General features: G+C 72.3%; 12 protein-coding genes. 1 reads left to right on the top strand and 11 read right to left on the bottom strand.

The window, feature by feature from the left end; all coding sequences use genetic code 11:
• The first annotated feature begins 272 nt into the window (after positions 1-272).
• Positions 273-1,388, top strand: a complete 1,116-nt coding sequence (locus OIE51_RS19780) for an acyltransferase family protein (RefSeq protein WP_442811972.1) — start codon at positions 273-275, stop codon at positions 1,386-1,388.
• Positions 1,389-1,419: 31 nt separating this feature from the next.
• On the opposite strand, the gene OIE51_RS19775 is transcribed toward OIE51_RS19780, so the two are convergent.
• The 11 genes from OIE51_RS19775 to OIE51_RS19725 all read right to left on the bottom strand — a co-directional run bounded on the left by OIE51_RS19775 (position 1,420) and on the right by OIE51_RS19725 (position 19,088).
• A complete protein-coding gene (locus OIE51_RS19775; RefSeq protein WP_442811971.1) occupies positions 1,420-4,182 on the bottom strand; it encodes a CDP-glycerol glycerophosphotransferase family protein in 2,763 nt (920 codons plus the stop codon).
• 26 nt (positions 4,183-4,208) lie between these two features.
• Positions 4,209-6,263, bottom strand: coding sequence for a hypothetical protein (locus OIE51_RS19770; protein WP_326599074.1), 2,055 nt, complete (start codon positions 6,261-6,263; stop codon positions 4,209-4,211).
• Positions 6,260-7,765, bottom strand: coding sequence for an SDR family NAD(P)-dependent oxidoreductase (locus OIE51_RS19765; RefSeq protein ID WP_442812064.1), 1,506 nt, complete (start codon positions 7,763-7,765; stop codon positions 6,260-6,262). The genes OIE51_RS19770 and OIE51_RS19765 overlap by 4 nt, the downstream gene beginning before the upstream one ends.
• Positions 7,766-7,937: 172 nt before the next feature.
• Positions 7,938-9,380: a GTPase ObgE gene (gene obgE, locus OIE51_RS19760; protein ID WP_326599072.1), complete on the bottom strand. Its 1,443-nt coding sequence runs from the start codon at positions 9,378-9,380 to the stop codon at positions 7,938-7,940.
• 110 nt (positions 9,381-9,490) lie between these two features.
• The gene (gene rpmA, locus OIE51_RS19755) at positions 9,491-9,760 is read right to left on the bottom strand and encodes a 50S ribosomal protein L27 (protein WP_326599071.1); all 270 of its coding nucleotides are present in this window, start codon (positions 9,758-9,760) and stop codon (positions 9,491-9,493) included.
• Positions 9,761-9,774: 14 nt separating this feature from the next.
• Positions 9,775-10,098 (bottom strand): 50S ribosomal protein L21, encoded by a 324-nt coding sequence (gene rplU / locus OIE51_RS19750; RefSeq protein ID WP_326599070.1) that lies wholly within the window; start codon positions 10,096-10,098, stop codon positions 9,775-9,777.
• 203 nt (positions 10,099-10,301) lie between these two features.
• Positions 10,302-13,928: an Rne/Rng family ribonuclease gene (locus OIE51_RS19745; protein WP_442811970.1), complete on the bottom strand. Its 3,627-nt coding sequence runs from the start codon at positions 13,926-13,928 to the stop codon at positions 10,302-10,304.
• Positions 13,929-14,128: 200 nt separating this feature from the next.
• The gene (locus OIE51_RS19740; RefSeq protein ID WP_326599069.1) at positions 14,129-14,905 is read right to left on the bottom strand and encodes a TIGR03936 family radical SAM-associated protein; all 777 of its coding nucleotides are present in this window, start codon (positions 14,903-14,905) and stop codon (positions 14,129-14,131) included.
• 304 nt (positions 14,906-15,209) lie between these two features.
• Positions 15,210-15,779 carry a GNAT family N-acetyltransferase gene (locus OIE51_RS19735; RefSeq protein ID WP_326599068.1) on the bottom strand — a complete coding sequence of 190 codons (570 nt, stop codon included), beginning with the start codon at positions 15,777-15,779 and terminating at the stop codon, positions 15,210-15,212.
• Positions 15,780-15,858: 79 nt separating this feature from the next.
• Positions 15,859-17,784 carry a TIGR03960 family B12-binding radical SAM protein gene (locus tag OIE51_RS19730; RefSeq protein ID WP_326599067.1) on the bottom strand — a complete coding sequence of 642 codons (1,926 nt, stop codon included), beginning with the start codon at positions 17,782-17,784 and terminating at the stop codon, positions 15,859-15,861.
• A gap of 116 nt (positions 17,785-17,900) precedes the next feature.
• Positions 17,901-19,088, bottom strand: coding sequence for an FtsW/RodA/SpoVE family cell cycle protein (locus tag OIE51_RS19725; protein WP_326599066.1), 1,188 nt, complete (start codon positions 19,086-19,088; stop codon positions 17,901-17,903).
• Between the last annotated feature and the right edge of the window lie 6 nt (positions 19,089-19,094).

Here is a 19,094-nt window from a genome sequence, read left to right as displayed (position 1 = left end):
CCCGCGAGACGCCCGCGCTTGTGGGCACCGCGAAGCCGTGATCCCCGTCGGGCACCTCGATCAGCTCCGTGCCGCCCGCGCCGTGCCGCCCGCACCGTGCCGCAGGGTCGGCACGGCGGCACGAGCGGCACGGTCTCCGGGAGCGGTGTGCCAGGTGATACGGGCGCCCCCGGCGGGGGTGCGAACAGTCCGGACCAGGTGCCCGGTCCGCTCCTCGCGCCCGCCGTCACCCGAGGCGACACCGGGCCGTCATCTCCCGTTAAGGTGCCTGGGTGACCCACTCCAGGCAGCTCCCGGCCACCCCCACCGTCGCCCTGCCCCGCCAGAGCGCGACCGTGACCGGGACCGGCGACGCGACCGGGGGCGGCGGCCCCAAGGAGCGCGACGCCTTCTTCGACAACGCCAAATATCTGGCCATCGTGCTCGTCGCCCTCGGCCACGCCTGGGAGCCCCTGCGCGACGGCTCGCGGACCGTCACGGCCCTCTACATGGCCGTCTACGCCTTCCACATGCCCGCGTTCATCCTGATAGCCGGGTATTTCTCGCGGAGCTTCGACGGACGGGCCGACCGGGTCCAGCGGCTGATCACCGGCGTCGCCGTGCCGTACGCGGTCTTCCAGATCGCCTACGTCCTCTTCCTGCGATGGCTGGACGACAGCCGGAACACCTACATCCCGCTGCTGGAACCGCGCTGGCTGCTGTGGTTCCTGATGGCGCTGTTCATCTGGCGGCTCACCGTGCCGCTCTGGAAGGCGCTGCGGTGGCCCGTGCCGGTCGCGCTGGCCGTCGCCGCGCTCGGCGCCGTCTCGCCCTCCCTCGGCGGCGACCTCCAGATCCAGCGGGTTCTCCAGTTCCTGCCGTTCTTCGTGCTGGGCCTGACGCTCAGGGCCGAGCACTTCCGGGCCGTGCGCCGCCGCGCGGTGCGGCTGGCGGCGGTGCCCGTCTTCGCGGCGGCGCTGCTCGTCGCGTACTGGGCGGTCCCGCGCATGGACCACGCCTGGCTCTACCGCAAGGAGAGCGCCCAGGAGCTCGGCGAGCCCTGGTGGACCGGCGTCGTGATGACGGTGCTCCTCTTCGGCTGCGCGCTGCTGCTGACCGCCTGCTTCTTCGCCCTGGTGCCCGGCCGGCGCACCTGGTTCACGGTGCTGGGCGCGGGCACCCTGTCCGGCTACCTGCTGCACGGCTTCCTCATCCGGGGCTCGCGCGCGTGGGGCTGGTACGACCCGGACGTGATGCGCGAGCAGCCGGCGGCCTTCCTCATCGCCAGCGCGATCGCGGCCGTCGGCGTCAGCCTGCTGTGCGCGCCGGTGGTGGGGCGGGTGTTCCGGCCCGTGATGGAGCCGAAGCTGCACTGGCTCTTCCGCCGCCCGCCGGCCACCGGCGCCTGAGCGCCCGAACGCCTGAGCGCCCGGGCCCCGGCTACGCGCCCGGGGGCGGAGCGATCTCCAGCATCCGGTCCACCACCCGGGCCGTCGCCAGCCCGTCCGAGGGCCGGCAGAAGTCCTCGACGAACGCCGCGTACTTGGCGGCGTGGTCCGCCCGCACCCGGTCGATGTTCCGGATCGCGTCGACCAGGTCCGCCGACGTCTTGATCAGCGGCCCCGGGGCCTTCTCCGTGAAGTCGAAGTAGAAGCCCCGCAGGGTGTCCCGGTAGTGCTCCAGGTCATAGGTGAAGAACAGCATCGGGCGCCCGGAGTGCGCGTAGTCGAACAGCACCGACGAGTAGTCCGTGATCAGGACGTCCGCGATCAGGTACAGCTCGGCGATGTCCGGATAGGACGAGACGTCGTAGACGAAGCCCTGCCCGGCCCCCGGGATCGCGTCGAGGATCTTGGGGTGCTTGCGGAACAGGAAGACGTGGTCGTCGCTCAGCGCCTCCCGCGCCGCCGTCAGGTCCACCTGGAGGTCCAGCTTGAACTTCGACGCGGTGTGCCGCTGGTCGTCCCGCCAGGTCGGCGCGTACAGCACCACCTTGCGCCCCTCGGGGATGCCGAGCGTCGCCCGCACCTGCTGCGCGATCTTCTCCCGGTCCTCCCGGTGGAAGATGTCGTTGCGCGGATAGCCCGACTCCAGGATCTCGCCCTCGCAGCGGAAGGCGTTGCGCATGATCGGCGTCGTGAAGGCGTTCGGCGACACGACGAGGTCGAACTGCCGGAAGCGGTGCGGCAGGCTGTCGATGTACGCCGGGTTCGCCTTGGGCGTGCCCAGCAGGTCGGCGCCGATCTTCTTCAGCGGGGTGCCGTGCCAGGTCTGCACGACGCACTGGCCGTCCCGGCGCTCGTACCACTCGCCGAGGCCGACGTTGGTCACCACGTACCGGCTGCGCGCCAGCGCCTCGTACCACTCGCGGCTGTGCCACTCCACCGGCCTGACCCCCGGCGGCAGGCTCACCTGCGCGTCGGCGACCGACCACAGGTGGTCCACCTCGACGCCGCGGCGGGCGAACTCCTCGTAGACCGCGCGCGGCGAGTCGGAGAACTGCTTGCCGCCGAAGCTGTTGTAGAAGACGGCGTCCCGCAGCGGCTCCCGCTGGAAGCGCGGGAAGTGGACCTGGCGCAGCTCCCGCTGCCGGTACGCGCCCCGCTCCTCGCCGGAGAGGACCGGGCCCGCGCCCAGGAAGATCCGGTCGAAGAAGCGGCGGTTGACGGTGTACGTGCGGCCCGCCACACGCTTGCGCAGCGGCAGCCTGTCGATCAGGTCGGCGCGCAGCTTCACCGGCACGTCCGCCGAGTGCCCCCAGGCGTCCTTGTCGCGCAGCGAGAAGTACCAGCGCCCGGCGCGCAGCGACAGGATCGCGTCGTACGTCGTCATCCGGTGCGGGGCCACGGACACGCTGAACCGGCCGTCGGCCCAGGTCAGCGGCAGCAGGTGCTCCTCGTACCGCTCGCCGTGCCGCAGCACGAAACGCATCCGGTCGCCGGGCCCGGTGTATGAGCCCTCGATCAGCAGCTCGCCCTTGCCGGTCCACCGCAGCGAGTCCACGACGGCCTGCCGGGCCCGGTCGTGCAGCTTGAGCAGCCCGGGGCCGTCGGTGGTGACGGCGATCTCCCGGCCGAGCGGGCGCGGGTGGCGGCCGGGCGCGAAGCCGTCGACCACGGTGGCCCGCCGCGAGGTGCCGTCGGCGAACTCGATGTGGGCGATGAAGTCCAGGGTCTTGGTCCGCTCCGCGGTGGCCCGGGACAGGTCGGCCAGCGGGATGTCGACGGTCCAGCGGCTCCAGCGGGCGTCGCCGGCCGCCTCGTCGCGGCGGGCCTCGTGCACCGCCCCGTCCTTCTCACCCTTGAGCGCGACGCGCAGCCCCCGCGGCTCCTTGCCACCGGCCGGGGACCGCAGGCCGAGCCGGAGCGCGTCCCCGGCGGCGGACTGGTCCACCACCTCGGCCTCCGGGGTGTCGACGGTGATCTGGAACCGGTCCTCCGAGAAGCCGGCCACCAGCCGCGCGCCGTCACCGAGGTCATGCGCCTGGGAGTGCCCGGCGGAGCCGATGTCGGTGCGCTCCACCTTGCCGGGGACGTAGCCGCCCGGCCGGGGCAGGGCCAGCGTCAGCCCCCAGGTGCCCGCCCGCCACCGGCCCCGGGTCTTCAGCCGCTCGGGGTCGATGACGATCTCGAACCCGGCGTCGTCGTAGTTGTGCAGCGCCTGCTTGGAGTCCCGGGTGGCCCGCTGCGCCTCCTCGGGGCGGAACTTGACGGGCACCCGGCCGCCGCCCGGCCGGCGCAGCCACGCCAGCCGGGGCATCGGGCCGGTACGGCCGCCGGGGATGTTCTGCACGTAGGCGTAGCCGCGCAGAATCACCTTGCCGTCCCGCCAGAGCACCTCCGTGGCCCTGGCCCGCGCCGGCATCTCGCGCGGGCGCAGGCGGGCGACGGAGGACGGCAGCACGCGGTCGTCCACGCCGGGGATCGAGACGTACGGGCGCAGCCGCCCCTGCACGGGGAACGCCGAGGGGTTCTCCCGCTCGAACCGCAGGACCGTGAGCAGCTCCTCCAGCCGCCGCTCGCGGGCCAGGTACCACTTGACGCGGGCCAGTGGCGGAAGCTTGGTGAGCTTGGCCGCGTCGGCCGACGCCAGGAAGTCCGCGGCCTCGGCCAGGAAGCTCGCGCGGTCTTCGGCGGACGCCTCCGGCAGGAAGCGCATCCGGCGCCGGAGGTCCTCGGGAATCATGTCTTCGGGCTTGGCCACCACGGACGTGCCTTCTCTTCCTGCTGCTAGGGGGTCGTCACCACGGCCGTGGCGCCGGTCTCGCCCTGGGCCTGGTTGCGTGCCTCGGCCCGTGCCGACAGGGCGGCGATCGCCCTGTCGAACCGCTCCAGCGAGGTCGGCTCGTCGGGGCCGAGAAGGTAGTGCTTCAGCTCGATTCGGTCGGCCGCCAGCGGGTCGGCGCCGGGCGTGTGCACGGCGTCGAGCAGCTCCTCCAGCCGGGCCGCGTCGTTGGCCAGGATCACCGCCGCGCGGACGGCGGTGTTCTGCCGGCGGAACTCGTCGGCCCCGAGCCCGGCCGAGTCGGTGACGGCGTACGGCTTGCCACTGGCGATGAAGTCCGACACGACGCTGGAGATGTCCGAGACCAGGGCGTCCGCCTCGTTGAAGCAGTCGAAGAGCTGCGGGTGGGAGCCGGTGATCACGCGGTGCTCCCACCAGCCCTGCGACCGCCAGTACGCCTCGTTCCCCTCCTGGAGCCGGCGCTCCTCGGCCGCGGCGGTCTCGGGCGGCGTCTGGGCGTCTCGGGAGACCGAGGCGTCGTCCCAGACCCCCGCCACGGCGACGCCGGGCAGGCCGCCCGCGTCCTCGACGGCCCGCAGGGTCGCCCGGGCCCGCGCCCGGTCGGCCTCGGTCTGCTCGACCGCGGCGCTCCAGCGCGGGTCGGCGGCCCGCTCGACGGCGGCCCGCTCGATCATCGCCGTGATCCGCTGGTGGACCGCCCCGGCCTCGGGGTCGCGTGAGCCGGTGAACGGGTGGGGCTTGTACAGCACCCGCACGGGCCGCTCGGAGGCGAGCAGCCGGCGGACGATGTTCTCGCCGGCCAGCAGCAGCGAGGTGTTGCCCGGGTCGTCGGTCCAGCCCTCCCAGGTGGGGGCGTACAGGATCGTCGGGATACGGCCGTGCGGCACGTCCGAGGCGGGCCTGATCGGCGCGAGCTGGGGGCGGCCGACCTCCACGATGTCCTCGTCCCGGACACCGACATCGGCCAGCGCGAACCGGTCGCGGCCGGCCCGGCCGGCGGTCCACACCTCGTCGTACGCCTTGGCGTACGGGTTGATGCTGGCGATCTTGTCGCTGTCGCCGTGGCCGATGAAGACGTGCTTCATGGTGGGGACGCGCAGCAGGTGCAGGTTCTTGCCGACGTTCGCCGGGTAGAGCCCGACCCGCAGCATGGACAGGTCCATGTTCATCAGGTCGACCGCGCTGGGCACGCAGACCACGGGGACCGTGGTGGTGGCCAGCCGGTTGTGGATGGCGCGCTCGCGCAGGATCACCAGCGGCCTGGCGTTCAGCCTGGCCATGGTGTCCAGCCACATGTTGACCTGGTAGACGGCGTCCTTGGAGCCGGAGAAGTACAGCGCGACGGTCGGCCGGTAGTCGCGCAGCCAGCCGTCGAACCACTCCAGCGTCTTGTCGGGCCCGGGCGGCAGCCGCCGGGGGCTCAGGTAGGGCAGCAGCGCGACCAGGTAGACCAGCGCCAGCGCGAGCGTCACCGCCGTCCCCGCGTAGCCGAAGCCGGTCGTGTCCGTGAGCACGACCGCCACCAGCCCGGCGAACATCGGCGCCTCGGTGTGCAGCACCTTCTCCACGGCCCGGTGCGTCAACAGGCGCGGGGCGCCGTCGGGCACGCGCAGCGTGGACAGGTCGATGTTGCGGGTGGCGATGGGCAGCCGCCGCTTCCTGCGCAGCATCATGATCAACGCGGTGTGCGGCGCCTGGACCGCGTAGAACGCCAGCAGGCCCACGACGGCGACGTGGAAGACCGTCTCCTCCGCCCAGTCCGAGCGGGCCATCAGCAGCAGGAGCATGAGCTCCCGGAGCAGGAAGCGGATGGTGAGGCCGACCCTGGCCTTGCCGAGCCGGACCAGCAGATAGCTGCCCCTGCGGTGCAGGTAGTGGTCGCCGCCGTACGACAGGACCGCGGCGGCGGCGAACGCGCCGGCCGACGGCAGCAGCGCGGCCAGCAGCAGCAGCGGGTAGCTCACCAGCATCAGCAGGGCGGCGGACAGCTCGGCACCGCCGGTGACGCCGGCCAGCCGGTAGAGCGTTGCCCGGGTCATGCCGTCCCTCCCGCCGCTTGGGCGTTGAGGGAGGCGGCCAGGGCCCGCTCGAAGGAGTCGGCCTGGCTGGCGTCGGCGGTGGGGTCCTGCTGGCGCACGTCGATGACGTGGCCGGTCATGGGCGACAGCAGCACGTCGAGGGAGGTGCGGGCGACGGCCTCGGACGACAGCAGCGTGCCGGCCGGCTCCTCGCCGAAGGCGCGGGTGCGCATCGGGGTCGCGGTCCGCTCGGGGTTGACGCAGTTGACGCGGATGCCGTCGGCGGCCCACTCGTCGGCCAGGGCCTGGGTGAGGTTCACCATGGCGGCCTTGGTGGAGGAGTAGAGGCTGTACTCGGCGCGGCCGCGCGTGTAGCTGCTGGAGGTGTACAGCAGGAGCTGGCCGCCGGTCTCGGCGAGGTACTTGTAGGAAGCCCGGGCTATGCGGACCGGCGCGAGGTAGTTGACGGTCAGCGCCTCCTCGATGACCGCGTCCTCGGTCTCGGCCAGCTTGCCGATCCGCAGCACTCCGGCGGTGTTCACCACGAAGTCCACGCGGCCGGTGTCCGCGTACGCCTTGGCGAGGGCCCCCGCGATGTCCCCGGGGTTCTCGACGTGGGTGCCGGTGGTGGAGCGGCCCAGCGCGTAGACGGTCGCGCCGTACCGCTCGGCGAGGTCGGCGATGTCCTTGCCGATGCCGTAGGAGCCGCCGAAGACGACGACGGTCTTGCCGGCCAGCCGCTCCCGGTAGGCATCCTCGTCGGACTGGGCGGGAGCGGCGGTGGAGGCGAGCTGGAAGAGCTTGTCCGCGATGAACACGTCGACGGGCTGGGTGACCTTCATGTTGAACTCGTCACCCTGCACCACGTGGATCGGCACGTCCGGCAGGTACTTCAGGACGACGGAGCAGTCGTCGGTGGCCTGGAAGTTCGGGTCCTCCGCGGCGATCTCGTAGGCGCGGCGGATGGTGGACAGCCGGAACGCCTGCGGGGTCTGACCGCGTCGCAGCCGCGAACGGTCGGGCACGTCGGTGATGAACTCGCCGTCCTCACCGTGGGTGCGCGTGACGATGATCGTGTCGGCCGACGGTATGGCGACATCCACGGCTCGATACCGGTCGAGGGCGGCCACGCAGTCGGCTATCACGCGCCGGGAGAGCAGCGGGCGGACGGCGTCGTGGAAGAGCACGTAGCGCTCCTCGCCCTCGCCGAGGCCCTCGCCCAGCACGGCTATCGCGCGCTCGGTGGTCTCGTTGCGCGTGGCCCCGCCCTCCACGACCCGGGTGACCTTGCCCAGACCGCTCTTGGCGACGATCTTCTCGACCTCGTGCGCGTAGCCGGGGGCCATCATGACCAGGACGTCATCGATTTCCTCGGCCTCTTCGAAAACGGCCAGGGTGTGCTCGATAACGGCCTTGCCCGCGATCTTGATCAGTTGCTTCGGTATGGAAAGACCCACACGCTGGCCCGTGCCACCGGCGAGGACGACCGCGGTGGTGTGGGGGGACGGTCCATGGGGATGGATGGTCAAGGAAGCTCCTGCCGGGTATCAAGAAGTGTCGCCTACGCGAGGAGAAGGTTAACCCTTGCGGAAGCTTGACCCCCAAGCCCGATGTGCCGTTGTCGGCCGTTACCCGTTTGTGACAGGACGGAGGTGCCCTGCGGCCACCGCCGCAGGGCGCCTCATGTCCGGTATTTCAGTCGAAAGGCGTGAATTCCTCAAATTCCCGCTGTGCTTCGTCGAGGCGCTGCGCCTCCCGGTCCCGCCGCCGCGAGGCCGCCGGGCGCAGCGGGGTCATCCGGTGATCCTCGCCACGCCGGCCCAGCATCTCCGCGCCGCCGGTCATCGAGGGCTCCCAGTCGAAGACCACGGCGTCGTCATCGCCGCCGATCGCCACCCCGTCGCCTTCCCTGGCCCCGGCCTTGAGCAGCTCCTCCTCGACCCCGAGCCGGTTCAGGCGGTCGGCGAGATACCCCACGGCCTCGTCATTGGTGAAATCGGTCTGCCGCACCCAGCGTTCCGGCTTGTCGCCCCTGACCCGGTAGAGCCCCTCGCCTTCCATGGTCACCGTGAAGCCCGCGTCATCGACCGCCTTCGGCCGGATGACCACGCGCGTCGTGGTCTCCTTCGGCTTCGCCGCCCGCGCTTCGGCGACCCGCGCGGCGAGCGCGTAGGAAAGATCCTTCAGACCTTTTCTGGACACCGCGGAAACCTCGAATACGCGAAGACCTCGCGCTTCGAGATCGGGGCGCACGATTTCGGCGAGATCCTGCCCCTCGGGGATATCCGTCTTGTTCAGCACGACCAGCCGCGGCCGGTTGTCCAGGCCGCCGTACTGCGCGAGCTCGTCCTCGATCACATCGAGGTCGGTGAGCGGGTCCCGGTCCGATTCCAGCGTCGCGCAGTCCAGCACATGCACGAGCACCGAGCAGCGCTCCACGTGCCGCAGGAACTCCAGGCCCAGGCCCTTGCCCTGGCTGGCACCCGGGATCAGCCCGGGAACGTCCGCCATGGTGTAGACGGTCGTACCGGCCGTCACCACGCCGAGGTTGGGCACCAGCGTGGTGAACGGGTAGTCCGCGATCTTCGGCTTGGCCGCCGACAGCACCGAGATCAGCGAGGACTTGCCCGCGCTGGGATAGCCGACCAGCGCCACGTCCGCGACCGTCTTCAGCTCCAGGACGATGTCCCGCGCGTCGCCCGGCTCCCCGAGCAGCGCGAAGCCCGGCGCCTTGCGCCGCGGCGAGGCGAGCGCCGCGTTCCCCAGCCCGCCCCGGCCGCCCTGGCCGGCGACGAACGTGGTGCCCGCGCCGACCAGGTCGGCCAGCACCTCGCCGTCGTTGCCCAGCACGACGGTGCCGTCCGGCACCGGCAGCAGCAGGTCCTGCCCGTCCGCGCCCGTGCGATTGCCGCCGGCGCCCGGCTTGCCATTGGTGGCCTTGCGGTGCGGCCGGTGGTGGTACTCCAGCAACGTGGTCACGTCCGGGTCCACGACGAGCACCACGTTCCCGCCGCGCCCGCCGTCACCGCCGTCCGGGCCGCCCAGCGGCTTGAACTTCTCCCGGTGCACGGAGGCACAGCCGTGGCCCCCGTTACCCGCGGCGACGTACAGCTCGACGCGGTCGACGAAGGTGGTCATGACGGTGCCTCCAAATGCTTGCTCATACGGTGCTGAACGCGGCAAGGGCGGACCAGCTTCCCGGCGTGGGAAGGCGGTCCGCCCTCGGAAGTGCTGGTGCGGTCGGTCGACTACTCGGCGACGGCGACGGCGACCGGCACGATGTTCACGACCTTGCGGTCACGGGACCGGCCGAACTGCACGGTGCCGGCCTGGAGCGCGAACAGCGTGTCGTCGCTGCCGCGGCCCACACCCTTGCCGGGGTGGAAGTGCGTGCCCCGCTGCCGGATGAGGATCTCACCAGCGTTGACGAGCTGACCGCCGAAGCGCTTCACGCCGAGGTACTGGGGGTTGGAGTCGCGGCCGTTCCGGGTGGACGACGCGCCCTTCTTGTGTGCCATCTTCGCTCAGTCCCTTACTTCGCGGCCGGGGCGGGGATCTCGGTGACCTTCAGCGCGGTGTGGAGCTGACGGTGGCCCATCCTCCGACGGTAACCGGTCTTGTTCTTGAACTTCTGGATCCGGATCTTGTCACCCTTGTGGTGGTCGAGGACCTCGGCCCTGACCTTCACGCCCGCCAGCACCCACGGGTCGCTGGTGACGGTCTCGCCGTCCACGACGAGCAGGGTGGAGAGCTCGACGGTGTCGCCGACCTCGCTGGTGGAAATCCGGTCAACCTCGATGACGTCGCCCACAGAAACCTTCTGCTGACGACCGCCGGTGCGCACGATCGCGTACACGCGGAACTCTCTCTCACTCGATTCGGAGCCCCTGATGCCAGCGACGGGCGAGCCCGGCCTCTCCCCGGCACGGGAACCGTGCGCGCATCGGGGAGGAAGGTGCTCAGGAGCATGGCGCGCCGGAAACGACACACCAGCGGTCAAGAATACGGAGGCGCCGACAAGGCGGTCAAATTCACCGCCCGGCCGACGCCTCCGCCCGGTCAGTCCTCGGTCGACGCGGACACCGACGGCGGCTGCGGCTGCTCCGCCGCCGCGGTGGCCTTGGCCGCCTTCTTGGTGGGGGCCTTCTTCGCCGCCTTCTTGGTCGCGGCCTTCTTGGCGGTCTTCTTGGCCGGAGCCTTCTTCGCCGCCTTCTTGGCCGGAGCCTTCTTCGCGGGCCCGGCCGTGACGACGGTCACGACCGCCTCCGTGGCACCCTCCGGCGACCCCGCCGGGGCCGACGCCCGGCGCACCGCGCGACGGCGCGGCGGCGCGGCGGCGACCACCGGCTCGGGCGTCTCCGCGGTCGGCTCGGGCGCGACGGCCCCGGCCGGCGGCTCGGCGGGAGCGACGACCAGCACCTCCGGCTCCTCGGCCGCCTTGGGCGCCCCGGCCGGGACGGTGACCTTACGGCTCCCCCGGCGCCGCGCGGGCGCGGGGGCGGGCTCCGCTTTCTCGGCGGTCGGCTCCGGCGCGGCGGCCTCGGCCGGCGCGGCCGGTGTCGCCGCCGCCGGGATCTCCGGCTCCGGGGACGGCTCGGCGGTGACCACGGTCACGGCCGCGTCCTCCGCCTCGGCCGCCGCCGTCTTCGGCGGACCGGCGGGCGCGCTCACCTTGCGGCTGACCCGGCGGCGCCTGCGCGGCTCGGGAGCGGGCTCGGGCTCGGGCTCGGGCCGCGTCCCCGCCGCCTCGGCGGCGGGCTCCACGACCTCCACGGCCTCGACCCGCTCGTCGGCCGGCTCGGCGTCCACCGGCTCGACGGGCTCCATCCTGTCCACCATCGCGGCGTGCACGATCGGCTCGACGGGCTCCTCGGTCTCCAGCGGCTCCAGGAGCGGCTGCGGCTCCTCGGCCGCCGCCTTGCCCCGCTTGCGGCCCTTCTTGCCGCCCCCGCCGCCGACCGGCGCGTGCACGTGCTCCACGTGCACGATGACGCCCCGGCCGTTGCAGTGCACGCACGGCTCGGAGAACGACTCCAGCAGCCCCTGTCCGACCCGCTTCCGCGTCATCTGGACCAGGCCCAGCGAGGTGACCTCGGCCACCTGGTGCTTGGTACGGTCCCGGCCCAGGCACTCCAGCAGCCGCCGCAGGACGAGATCCCGGTTGGACTCCAGCACCATGTCGATGAAGTCGATCACGATGATGCCGCCGAGGTCGCGCAGCCTCAGCTGGCGCACGATCTCCTCGGCCGCCTCCAGGTTGTTCCTGGTGACGGTCTCCTCCAGGTTGCCGCCCTGCCCGGTGAAGCGGCCGGTGTTCACGTCGACCACGACCATCGCCTCGGTCCGGTCGATCACCAGCGAACCGCCGCTGGGCAGCCACACCTTCCGGTCCAGGGCTTTCATGAGCTGCTCGTCGATCCGGTACGTGGCGAACACGTCCACGTCCGAGGTCCACCGCTGGAGCCGCTCGCCGAGGTCGGGCGCCACGTGCGCGACATAGCCGTGGATGGTCTCCCAGGCTTCGTCGCCGCTGACGATCACCTTCGAGAAGTCCTCGTTGAAGATGTCGCGGACCACCCGGACGGTCATGTCCGGCTCGCCGTACAGCAGCGTCGGGGCGTTGCCCTTCTTGGCCTTCTTCTGGATATCGGCCCACTGCGCCTGGAGCCGCTCGACGTCGCGGGTCAGCTCGTCCTCGCTCGCGCCCTCGGCGGCGGTGCGCACGATGACGCCCGCGTCCTCGGGGACGATCTTCTTCAGGATCTGCTTCAGCCGGGCCCGCTCGGTGTCGGGCAGCTTGCGGCTGATGCCCGTCATCGACCCCTCGGGGACGTAGACGAGATACCGGCCGGGCAGCGAGATCTGGCTGGTCAGCCGGGCGCCCTTATGGCCCATCGGGTCCTTGGTCACCTGCACGAGGACCGGCTGCCCGGACTTCAGCGCCGACTCGATACGGCGCGGGCCGTGGCCCATGCCGAGCGCCTCGAAGTTCACCTCACCGGCGTAGAGCACCGCGTTGCGGCCCTTGCCGATGTCGACGAACGCCGCCTCCATCGAGGGCAGCACGTTCTGCACCTTGCCGAGGTAGACGTTGCCGACGTAGGAGGACGACTGCTCCTTGTTGACGAAGTGCTCGACCAGCACGTTGTCCTCAAGAACCGCGATCTGGGTGCGCTCGCCGCTCTGCCGCACCACCATCACCCGCTCGACCGACTCCCGGCGTGCCAGGAACTCGGCCTCGGTGATGATCGGCGCCCGGCGGCGGCCCTGCTCGCGGCCCTCGCGGCGGCGCTGCTTCTTCGCCTCCAGACGGGTGGAGCCCTTGATGGACTGCACGCCGTCCGAGCTCTCGATCGCCTCCTCGCGCCTGCGGCGCGGCTCGCGGACCTTGACGACCGTGCGCTCCGGGTCCTCGCCGGGCGCGCCGGACTCGGCACCCTCGGCGGCGTCCCCGTTGCGCCGCCGGCGGCGACGGCGACGGCGGGAGCCCGCGCCCTCCTCCTGCGGCTCGTCCGGTCCCTCGGCGGCCTCGGCGGCGGCCTCCGGCTCCTCCTCGATGCCGAGGTCGGCCTCGGCCTCCTCCTCGCCCCCGGCGGCGGCCTCGGCGGCGCGCTCCGCGGTCTCCCCGCGGCGGCGCCTGCGGCCACCCCGGCGGCGGCGGCGCGCCGGACGGTCGGCCTGAGCCTCGTCCTCCTCGTCCTCCTCGTCGGCGATGCCGATGATGTCGTCGAGTTCCTCGACGTCCTGCTCGTCCTCCTCCGCCTCGGCGGGGGCGGCCTCGCGCACGGCCTCCTCGGCGGCACGCTGCGGCGTCTGGAACATGGGCGGCTGGAAGACCGGCGCCTGGAAGACGGCGGTCGTCGCCACCGGCACGACGGGCGGCAGCGGAACGGTGCTCTCGTCGGTCTCGACGGCCTCGGGGGCCGCCTCCGCCTCGGCCCGCGTCGCACGGCGGCGCTTGCGCGGCGGGGCGGGCTCAGGCTCCGGCTCGGCCTCGGGCGCGGCGGCCTCCGGCTCCGGCGCCGTCCGGGCACTCGTCGCACGACGCCTGCGGCGCGGCGGAGCGGGCTCCGACTCGGGCTCCGGCTCCACCTCGGCCACCGGAGCGGCCTCGGCGGCCGTCTCGGGCGCCGCCTCCACCGGCTCGGGCGCGGCCTCGGCCCGCGTCGCACGGCGGCGCTTGCGCGGCGGGGCGGGCTCAGGCTCCGGCTCGGCCTCGGGCGCGGCGGCCTCCGGCTCCGGCGCCGTCCGGGCACTCGTCGCACGACGCCTGCGGCGCGGCGGAGCGGGCTCCGACTCGGGCTCCGGCTCCACCTCGGCCACCGGAGCGGCCTCGGCGGCCGTCTCGGGCGCCGTCGCCGCGGCGGTGGCGCGACGCCGCCTGCGCGGCGGAGCGGCCGGGGCCTCTTCCGCTCCGGCGATCGCCTCGGGCGCCTCTGCCGCGGCCTCGGGCGCCTCGGCGGCCTCCGCGGCCGACGCCACGCGCGTCACACGACGGCGCTTGCGCGGCTCAGGCGTGTCCGCCGCTTCGGCGGACGGCTCCGCGGCGGCCGGTGGTCCGGCCGGGCGGGATGCCGCGCGCCGACGGCGCGGCGGCAAGGTGTCACTCGGTGTAGTCGTTGTGGTGGTCTGGTTCTCGATGCGGCCGGCACCGTCCGCTTCCGCGGACTCGTTGGGCTCTTGCATGCGGGCGGTTCTCCCGTCACGCTCCCGGGCGCCTCGCGAAACTGAGCGGGCGCCGCTCGGGAGCTCTCGTTATCACTCGCCGGTTCCGGACCATACGGCCCGGCTACGGCGAAAGTCTTCTGGTCGGTGCGTCGCCCGGAACAGCCGGACCCGAGTGGCTCCCTGGCACCAGGCGGTTCGGCGGCGCAGCAACGGCATCGCTAAACGATGACCCCCGGCACCGCCGCAGCCCGCTGCCCGGCGACCTTGGTCGAGGCGGCCCCGGCAGCTTCGCGGTCAGGCGCGAACGGGTCGGTCACCGTACCGGTCTCCTCATCGAGCGGCCCCTGCGCCAGCCTGGTCACCGCTGCGGGGACCGGCGGCGCCAGGTCGGCCGTAGCGCGGAGACCGGACAGGACGTCGTCGGGTCGCACGGCAGGTGTGAGGTGCCGTACTACCAGCCGCAGTATCGCACAAGGGAGGGGGTGTGGCCCACGGGACCCTGCCGACAGCTCCTCGGAGGGCGGCACGGCGAGCGATACGACCGCCGCGCGGGCGTCGAACGTGCGCAGGCCCTTCTTCGTCTGCCGCCGCACCTCGACGGCCTCCGCGGCCAGGAACGCCTTGACGGCGACCTCGGCCTCGGCCGGCGCCACGCGGTCCAGCCGCAGCTCCCAGTAGGACGCCGCGAGCTGCTCGGCGAAGTCACCGGTAAGGGCCTCGACGGCGTCGGCGATGTCGAGGCCGTCCGGCAGCGACTCGTCGAGCCGCGCCCGCAGCTCCGCGATGTCCCGGCGCTCGGCCAGGGCGATCTCCAGATACTCCGCCTCGCTCGCCGTACCGGTCGGCGCGGCGTTCGCGTAACTGACCTTCGGGTGCGGGGTGAATCCGGCGGAGTACGCCATGGGCACCTCGGCCCGGCGCAGCGCGCGTTCGAAGGCACGCTGGAAGTCGCGGTGGCTGGTGAACCGCAGGCGCCCGCGCTTGGTATACCGCATCCGCACACGCTGCACCGCCGGAGCGGGCGGCGGGCCTACGGGCTGTCGCTTGCCCAGTTCTGTTCAGTCCCTCGTACGTACTGCTTCCCGGGGCCCGGCTACGGGCCGTTGCTTGACTCCAGGTTACGTGCCACACGGACGTCACGCTGTCGCTATGCCATAACGCCGCTCATCCCACCCCCCGCGTTCAGGCCACCGACCGCCGTCCGCCACCTCGTCCGGCGCCGCTGTCCAGGAGCGCGGCTTCTCCGCCCGCTGGGCTGGAGCCCCCACCGCCACCCTCGCACCGTCCGGCGACCGACCGTCAGGCCACCGACCCGCCGTCCGCCGCCTCCTCCGGCGCCGCTATCCAGTAGCGCAGCTTCTCCGCCCGCTGGTCCTCGAAGACTCCCCCGCACGCCTCGATGACCTTGCGGGAGGCGACGTTGTCATGGTCGCAGGTGACCAGCACCCGCTCGTGGCCCAAGGCGCGGGCGACCGGGAGGGATTCGCGCAGCATCGCCGTGGCGTGGCCGCGGCGGCGGGCGGAAGGGCGGACGTCGTAGCCGATCAGGCCGCCCCAGTCCAGCAGCCGGCGGGTGAGCCGGTGCCGGATGGACAGCCGCCCGAGGAAGGTGTCCCCCGCCACGTACCACAGGATCGTGGAGGGCACGAACCCCTGCGGGCGCGGACTGTTCTTCCGGGCGTCCGCGATCGTTCGCTCGACGTACTCCGCGAACGCCGCCGGCTCCCGCCAGCGCGGCCCGTAGACCGCGATATCGCGGCCCAGCATCGAGTTGTCCTGGAGGGTGCCCCGCCCCTCCGCCGTGAACTCCTCGACCGCCTCCAGGAACGAGACGTGGACGGCGGTGGTGGGGACGACGAGCTCCGGCATCGCCTCATCCTCCGTCGGGGAACCCGCGGCGGCAACCCGTCGATTCACGACTGTGCCCGGCCGCCGCCCGGGCGACGGCTCACTTCACGACCGTCAGCGGCAGCAGCTTCTTCCCCGTGGGCCCCGTCTGTGGCCAGGTATCGAACTGCGGGCACACGCCGCAGTCGAAGCACGGCGTCCAGCGGCAGTCCTCGACCTCCGTCTCGTCGAGCGCGTCCTGCCAGTCCTCCCACAGCCAGTCCTTGTCCAGACCCGAGTCGAGGTGGTCCCAGGGCAGGACCTCCTCGTACCCGCGCTCCCGCGTCGTGTACCAGGCCACGTCCACGCCGAACGGCTCCAGCGCGGGCCCGGCGCAGGCCATCCACTGGTCGTAGGAGAAGAACTCGCGCCAGCCGTCGAACCGGCCGCCCGCCTCGTACACCGCGCGGATCACCGCGCCCACCCGCCGGTCGCCGCGCGAGAGCAGGCCCTCGACCGTGCCGGGCTTGCCGTCGTGGTACCGGAAGCCGATGGAACGGCCGTACCGCTTGTCGCCGCGGATCGCCTCCCGCAGCTTGGCCAGCCGGGCGTCGGTCTCCTCGGCGGAGAGCTGCGGCGCCCACTGGAACGGCGTGTGCGGCTTGGGCACGAAGCCCCCGATGGAGACCGTGCAGCGGATGTCGTTGGAGCCGGAGACCTCGCGGCCCTTGGCGATGACCTTGGTCGCCATCTCCGCGATCCGCAGCACGTCCTCGTCGGTCTCGGTCGGCAGCCCGCACATGAAGTAGAGCTTCACCTGCCGCCAGCCGTTGCCGTAGGCGGTGGCGACCGTGCGGATCAGGTCCTCCTCGGAGACCATCTTGTTGATCACCTTGCGGATCCGCTCGCTGCCGCCCTCCGGGGCGAACGTGAGACCCGAGCGGCGGCCGTTGCGCGTCAACTCGTTGGCCAGGTCGATGTTGAAGGCGTCGACCCGGGTCGAGGGGAGCGACAGGCCGATCTTGTCCTCCTCGTACCGGTCGGCCAGGCCCTTGGCGACCTCCGCGATCTCGCTGTGGTCGGCGGACGACAGCGACAGCAGGCCGACCTCCTCGAAGCCGGTGGCCTTCAGCCCCCGGTCGACCATGTCACCGATGCCGGTGATCGAACGCTCCCGCACCGGCCGCGTGATCATGCCCGCCTGGCAGAACCGGCAGCCGCGCGTGCAGCCGCGGAAGATCTCCACCGACATCCGCTCGTGCACCGTCTCCGCCAGCGGCACCAGCGGCTGCTTCGGATACGGCCACTCGTCCAGGTCCATCACGGTGTGCTTGGCGACCCGCCACGGCACCCCCGACCGGTTCGGCACGACGCGCGCGATCCGGCCGTCCGGCAGGTACTCCACGTCGTAGAAGCACGGCACGTACACCCCGCCGGTCCGCGCCAGGCGCAGCAGCAGCTCCTCGCGCCCGCCGGGGCGGCCCTCCCCCTTCCAGGCCCGCACGACATCGGTGATCTCCAACACCGCCTGCTCGCCGTCGCCCAGGACGGCGCAGTCGATGAAGTCCGCGATGGGCTCGGGGTTGAACGCGGCGTGCCCGCCGGCGACCACCACCGGGTGGTCCTCGGTGCGCTCCTTCGCCTCGATCGGCACACCGGCCAGGTCGAGCGCGGTCAGCAGGTTGGTGTAGCCGAGCTCGGTGGAGAACGAGACGCCGAGCAGGTCGAAGGCGCCCACCGGCCGGTGCGCGTCCACCGTGAACTGCGGGACGCCGTGCTCGCGCATCAGCTTCTCCAGGTCGGGCCAGACGCTGTAGGTGCGCTCGGCGAGGACGCCCTCGCGCTCGTTGAGCACCTCGTAGAGGATCATGACGCCCTGATTGGGCAGCCCCACCTCGTAGGCGTCGGGGTACATCAGCGACCAGCGGACGTCGCAGGCGTCCCAGTCCTTCACCGTGGAGTTGAGCTCTCCGCCGACGTACTGGATCGGCTTCTGGATGTGCGGGAGGAGGGCCTCCAGGCGCGGAAAGACCGACTCGACAGGCATGACTGTTTCTTTCGGGAGCTGTTGGGGGCGTGTCCGGGGGCACGGAGCTGACCATCCAGCCTACCCGGACCCGGCGACAGTGGGAGTACCTCCCAGGCCCCAAGGGGCCCGGGGGATCAAGCGGCGGACAACGGTCGTTTCATGCGCACGGACTGGAGCAGCCCTATGCCGATCCAGGAGGCGAACATCGCGGTACCCCCGTAGGAGAGGAACGGCAGCGGGACGCCCGCGACCGGCATGATGCCCAGCGCCATGCCGATGTTCTCGAAGCACTGGAACGCGAACCAGGCGACGATCCCGGCCGCGATGATCGTGCTGTAGAGGTCGGTCGCGCCGCGCGCGATGCGCAGGGCCCGCCACAGGATGAGGCCGACCAGCAGGATGATCCCGCCGGCGCCGAGGAAGCCCAGCTCCTCGCCGGCCACGGTGAAGATGAAGTCGGTGTGCTGTTCGGGCACGAACTGGCCGGTGGTCTGGGTGCCGTGGAAGAGCCCGGTGCCGTTGAGCCCGCCGGAGCCGATGGCGATACGGGCCTGGTTGGTGTTGTACCCGACGCCGGACGGGTCGCGGGACGGGTCGGCGAACGCCGCGAAGCGGTCGAGCTGGTACTGGTCGAGGACGCCGAGGGTCCAGACGAGCACCGCCGCCGCCACCCCGGCCAGGATGAGCCCGATGGACCAGCGCAGCGGCGCGCCCGAGGCGAGCAGGATGCCCAGCACGATGACGCTGAGCACCATGGCCATGCCCATGTCGTCGATGACCACGATGGCCAGCGGCGCGGCGGCCAGGGCCAGGGACTGCCAGATCGCACGGCTGCCGGGCCGCTCGCTGTCCCCGGCGTCGACCTGCGCGGCGAGGATCAGGGCCATGCCGAGGGTGATGGCGACCTTGGCGAACTCGCCGGGCTGCAGGGTGTAGCCGCCGACCGACAGCCAGGCGCGCTGGCCGTTGATCTCGGTGCCGAGGGGGCTGAACACCAGGAGCATCGCGCCCATGGAGAAGGCGAAGAAGAACGGGACCGCGCTGCGCAGCCGGTGGTGGCCGAGCCACATCACGCCGAGGGCGAGCGCGATGCCGACGGCCAGGTTGATCACCTGGCGTATCAGGAAGTACTGCGGGTCGCCGTTGGTTATCTCCGTGCGGTTGCGCGTGGCGGAGTAGATCAGCAGCAGGCCGAGGACGGACAGCGCCGCGGCGGCCAGCAGCAGCACCCAGTCGACGCGGCGCGCCGCGGAGTCCCGCGCGGAGAGCCGGCGCCAGGCGCCGCCGCGCTGCGCGGGCAGGGTCAGGGTGTGAACGCTCACCGGTTC

This window comes from Streptomyces sp. NBC_01803 (assembly GCF_035917415.1).
In the GTDB taxonomy this organism is placed as follows: Bacteria; Actinomycetota; Actinomycetes; order Streptomycetales; family Streptomycetaceae; genus Streptomyces.
Note: the sequence above shows the minus strand (reverse complement) of the source record. Positions and strands in the feature narration are given on the sequence as shown.

Excerpts from the sequence above, each read along its gene's own strand:
- obgE (WP_326599072.1), bottom strand. The coding sequence starts at position 9,380 with ATGACCACCTTCGTCGACCGCGTCGAGCTGTACGTCGCCGCGGGTAAC.
- rpmA (WP_326599071.1), bottom strand. The coding sequence starts at position 9,760 with ATGGCACACAAGAAGGGCGCGTCGTCCACCCGGAACGGCCGCGACTCC.
- OIE51_RS19745 (WP_442811970.1), bottom strand. The coding sequence starts at position 13,928 with ATGCAAGAGCCCAACGAGTCCGCGGAAGCGGACGGTGCCGGCCGCATC.
- OIE51_RS19735 (WP_326599068.1), bottom strand. The coding sequence starts at position 15,779 with ATGCCGGAGCTCGTCGTCCCCACCACCGCCGTCCACGTCTCGTTCCTG.
- OIE51_RS19770 (WP_326599074.1), bottom strand. The coding sequence starts at position 6,263 with ATGACCCGGGCAACGCTCTACCGGCTGGCCGGCGTCACCGGCGGTGCC.
- OIE51_RS19740 (WP_326599069.1), bottom strand. The coding sequence starts at position 14,905 with ATGCGGTATACCAAGCGCGGGCGCCTGCGGTTCACCAGCCACCGCGAC.
- OIE51_RS19730 (WP_326599067.1), bottom strand. The coding sequence starts at position 17,784 with ATGCCTGTCGAGTCGGTCTTTCCGCGCCTGGAGGCCCTCCTCCCGCAC.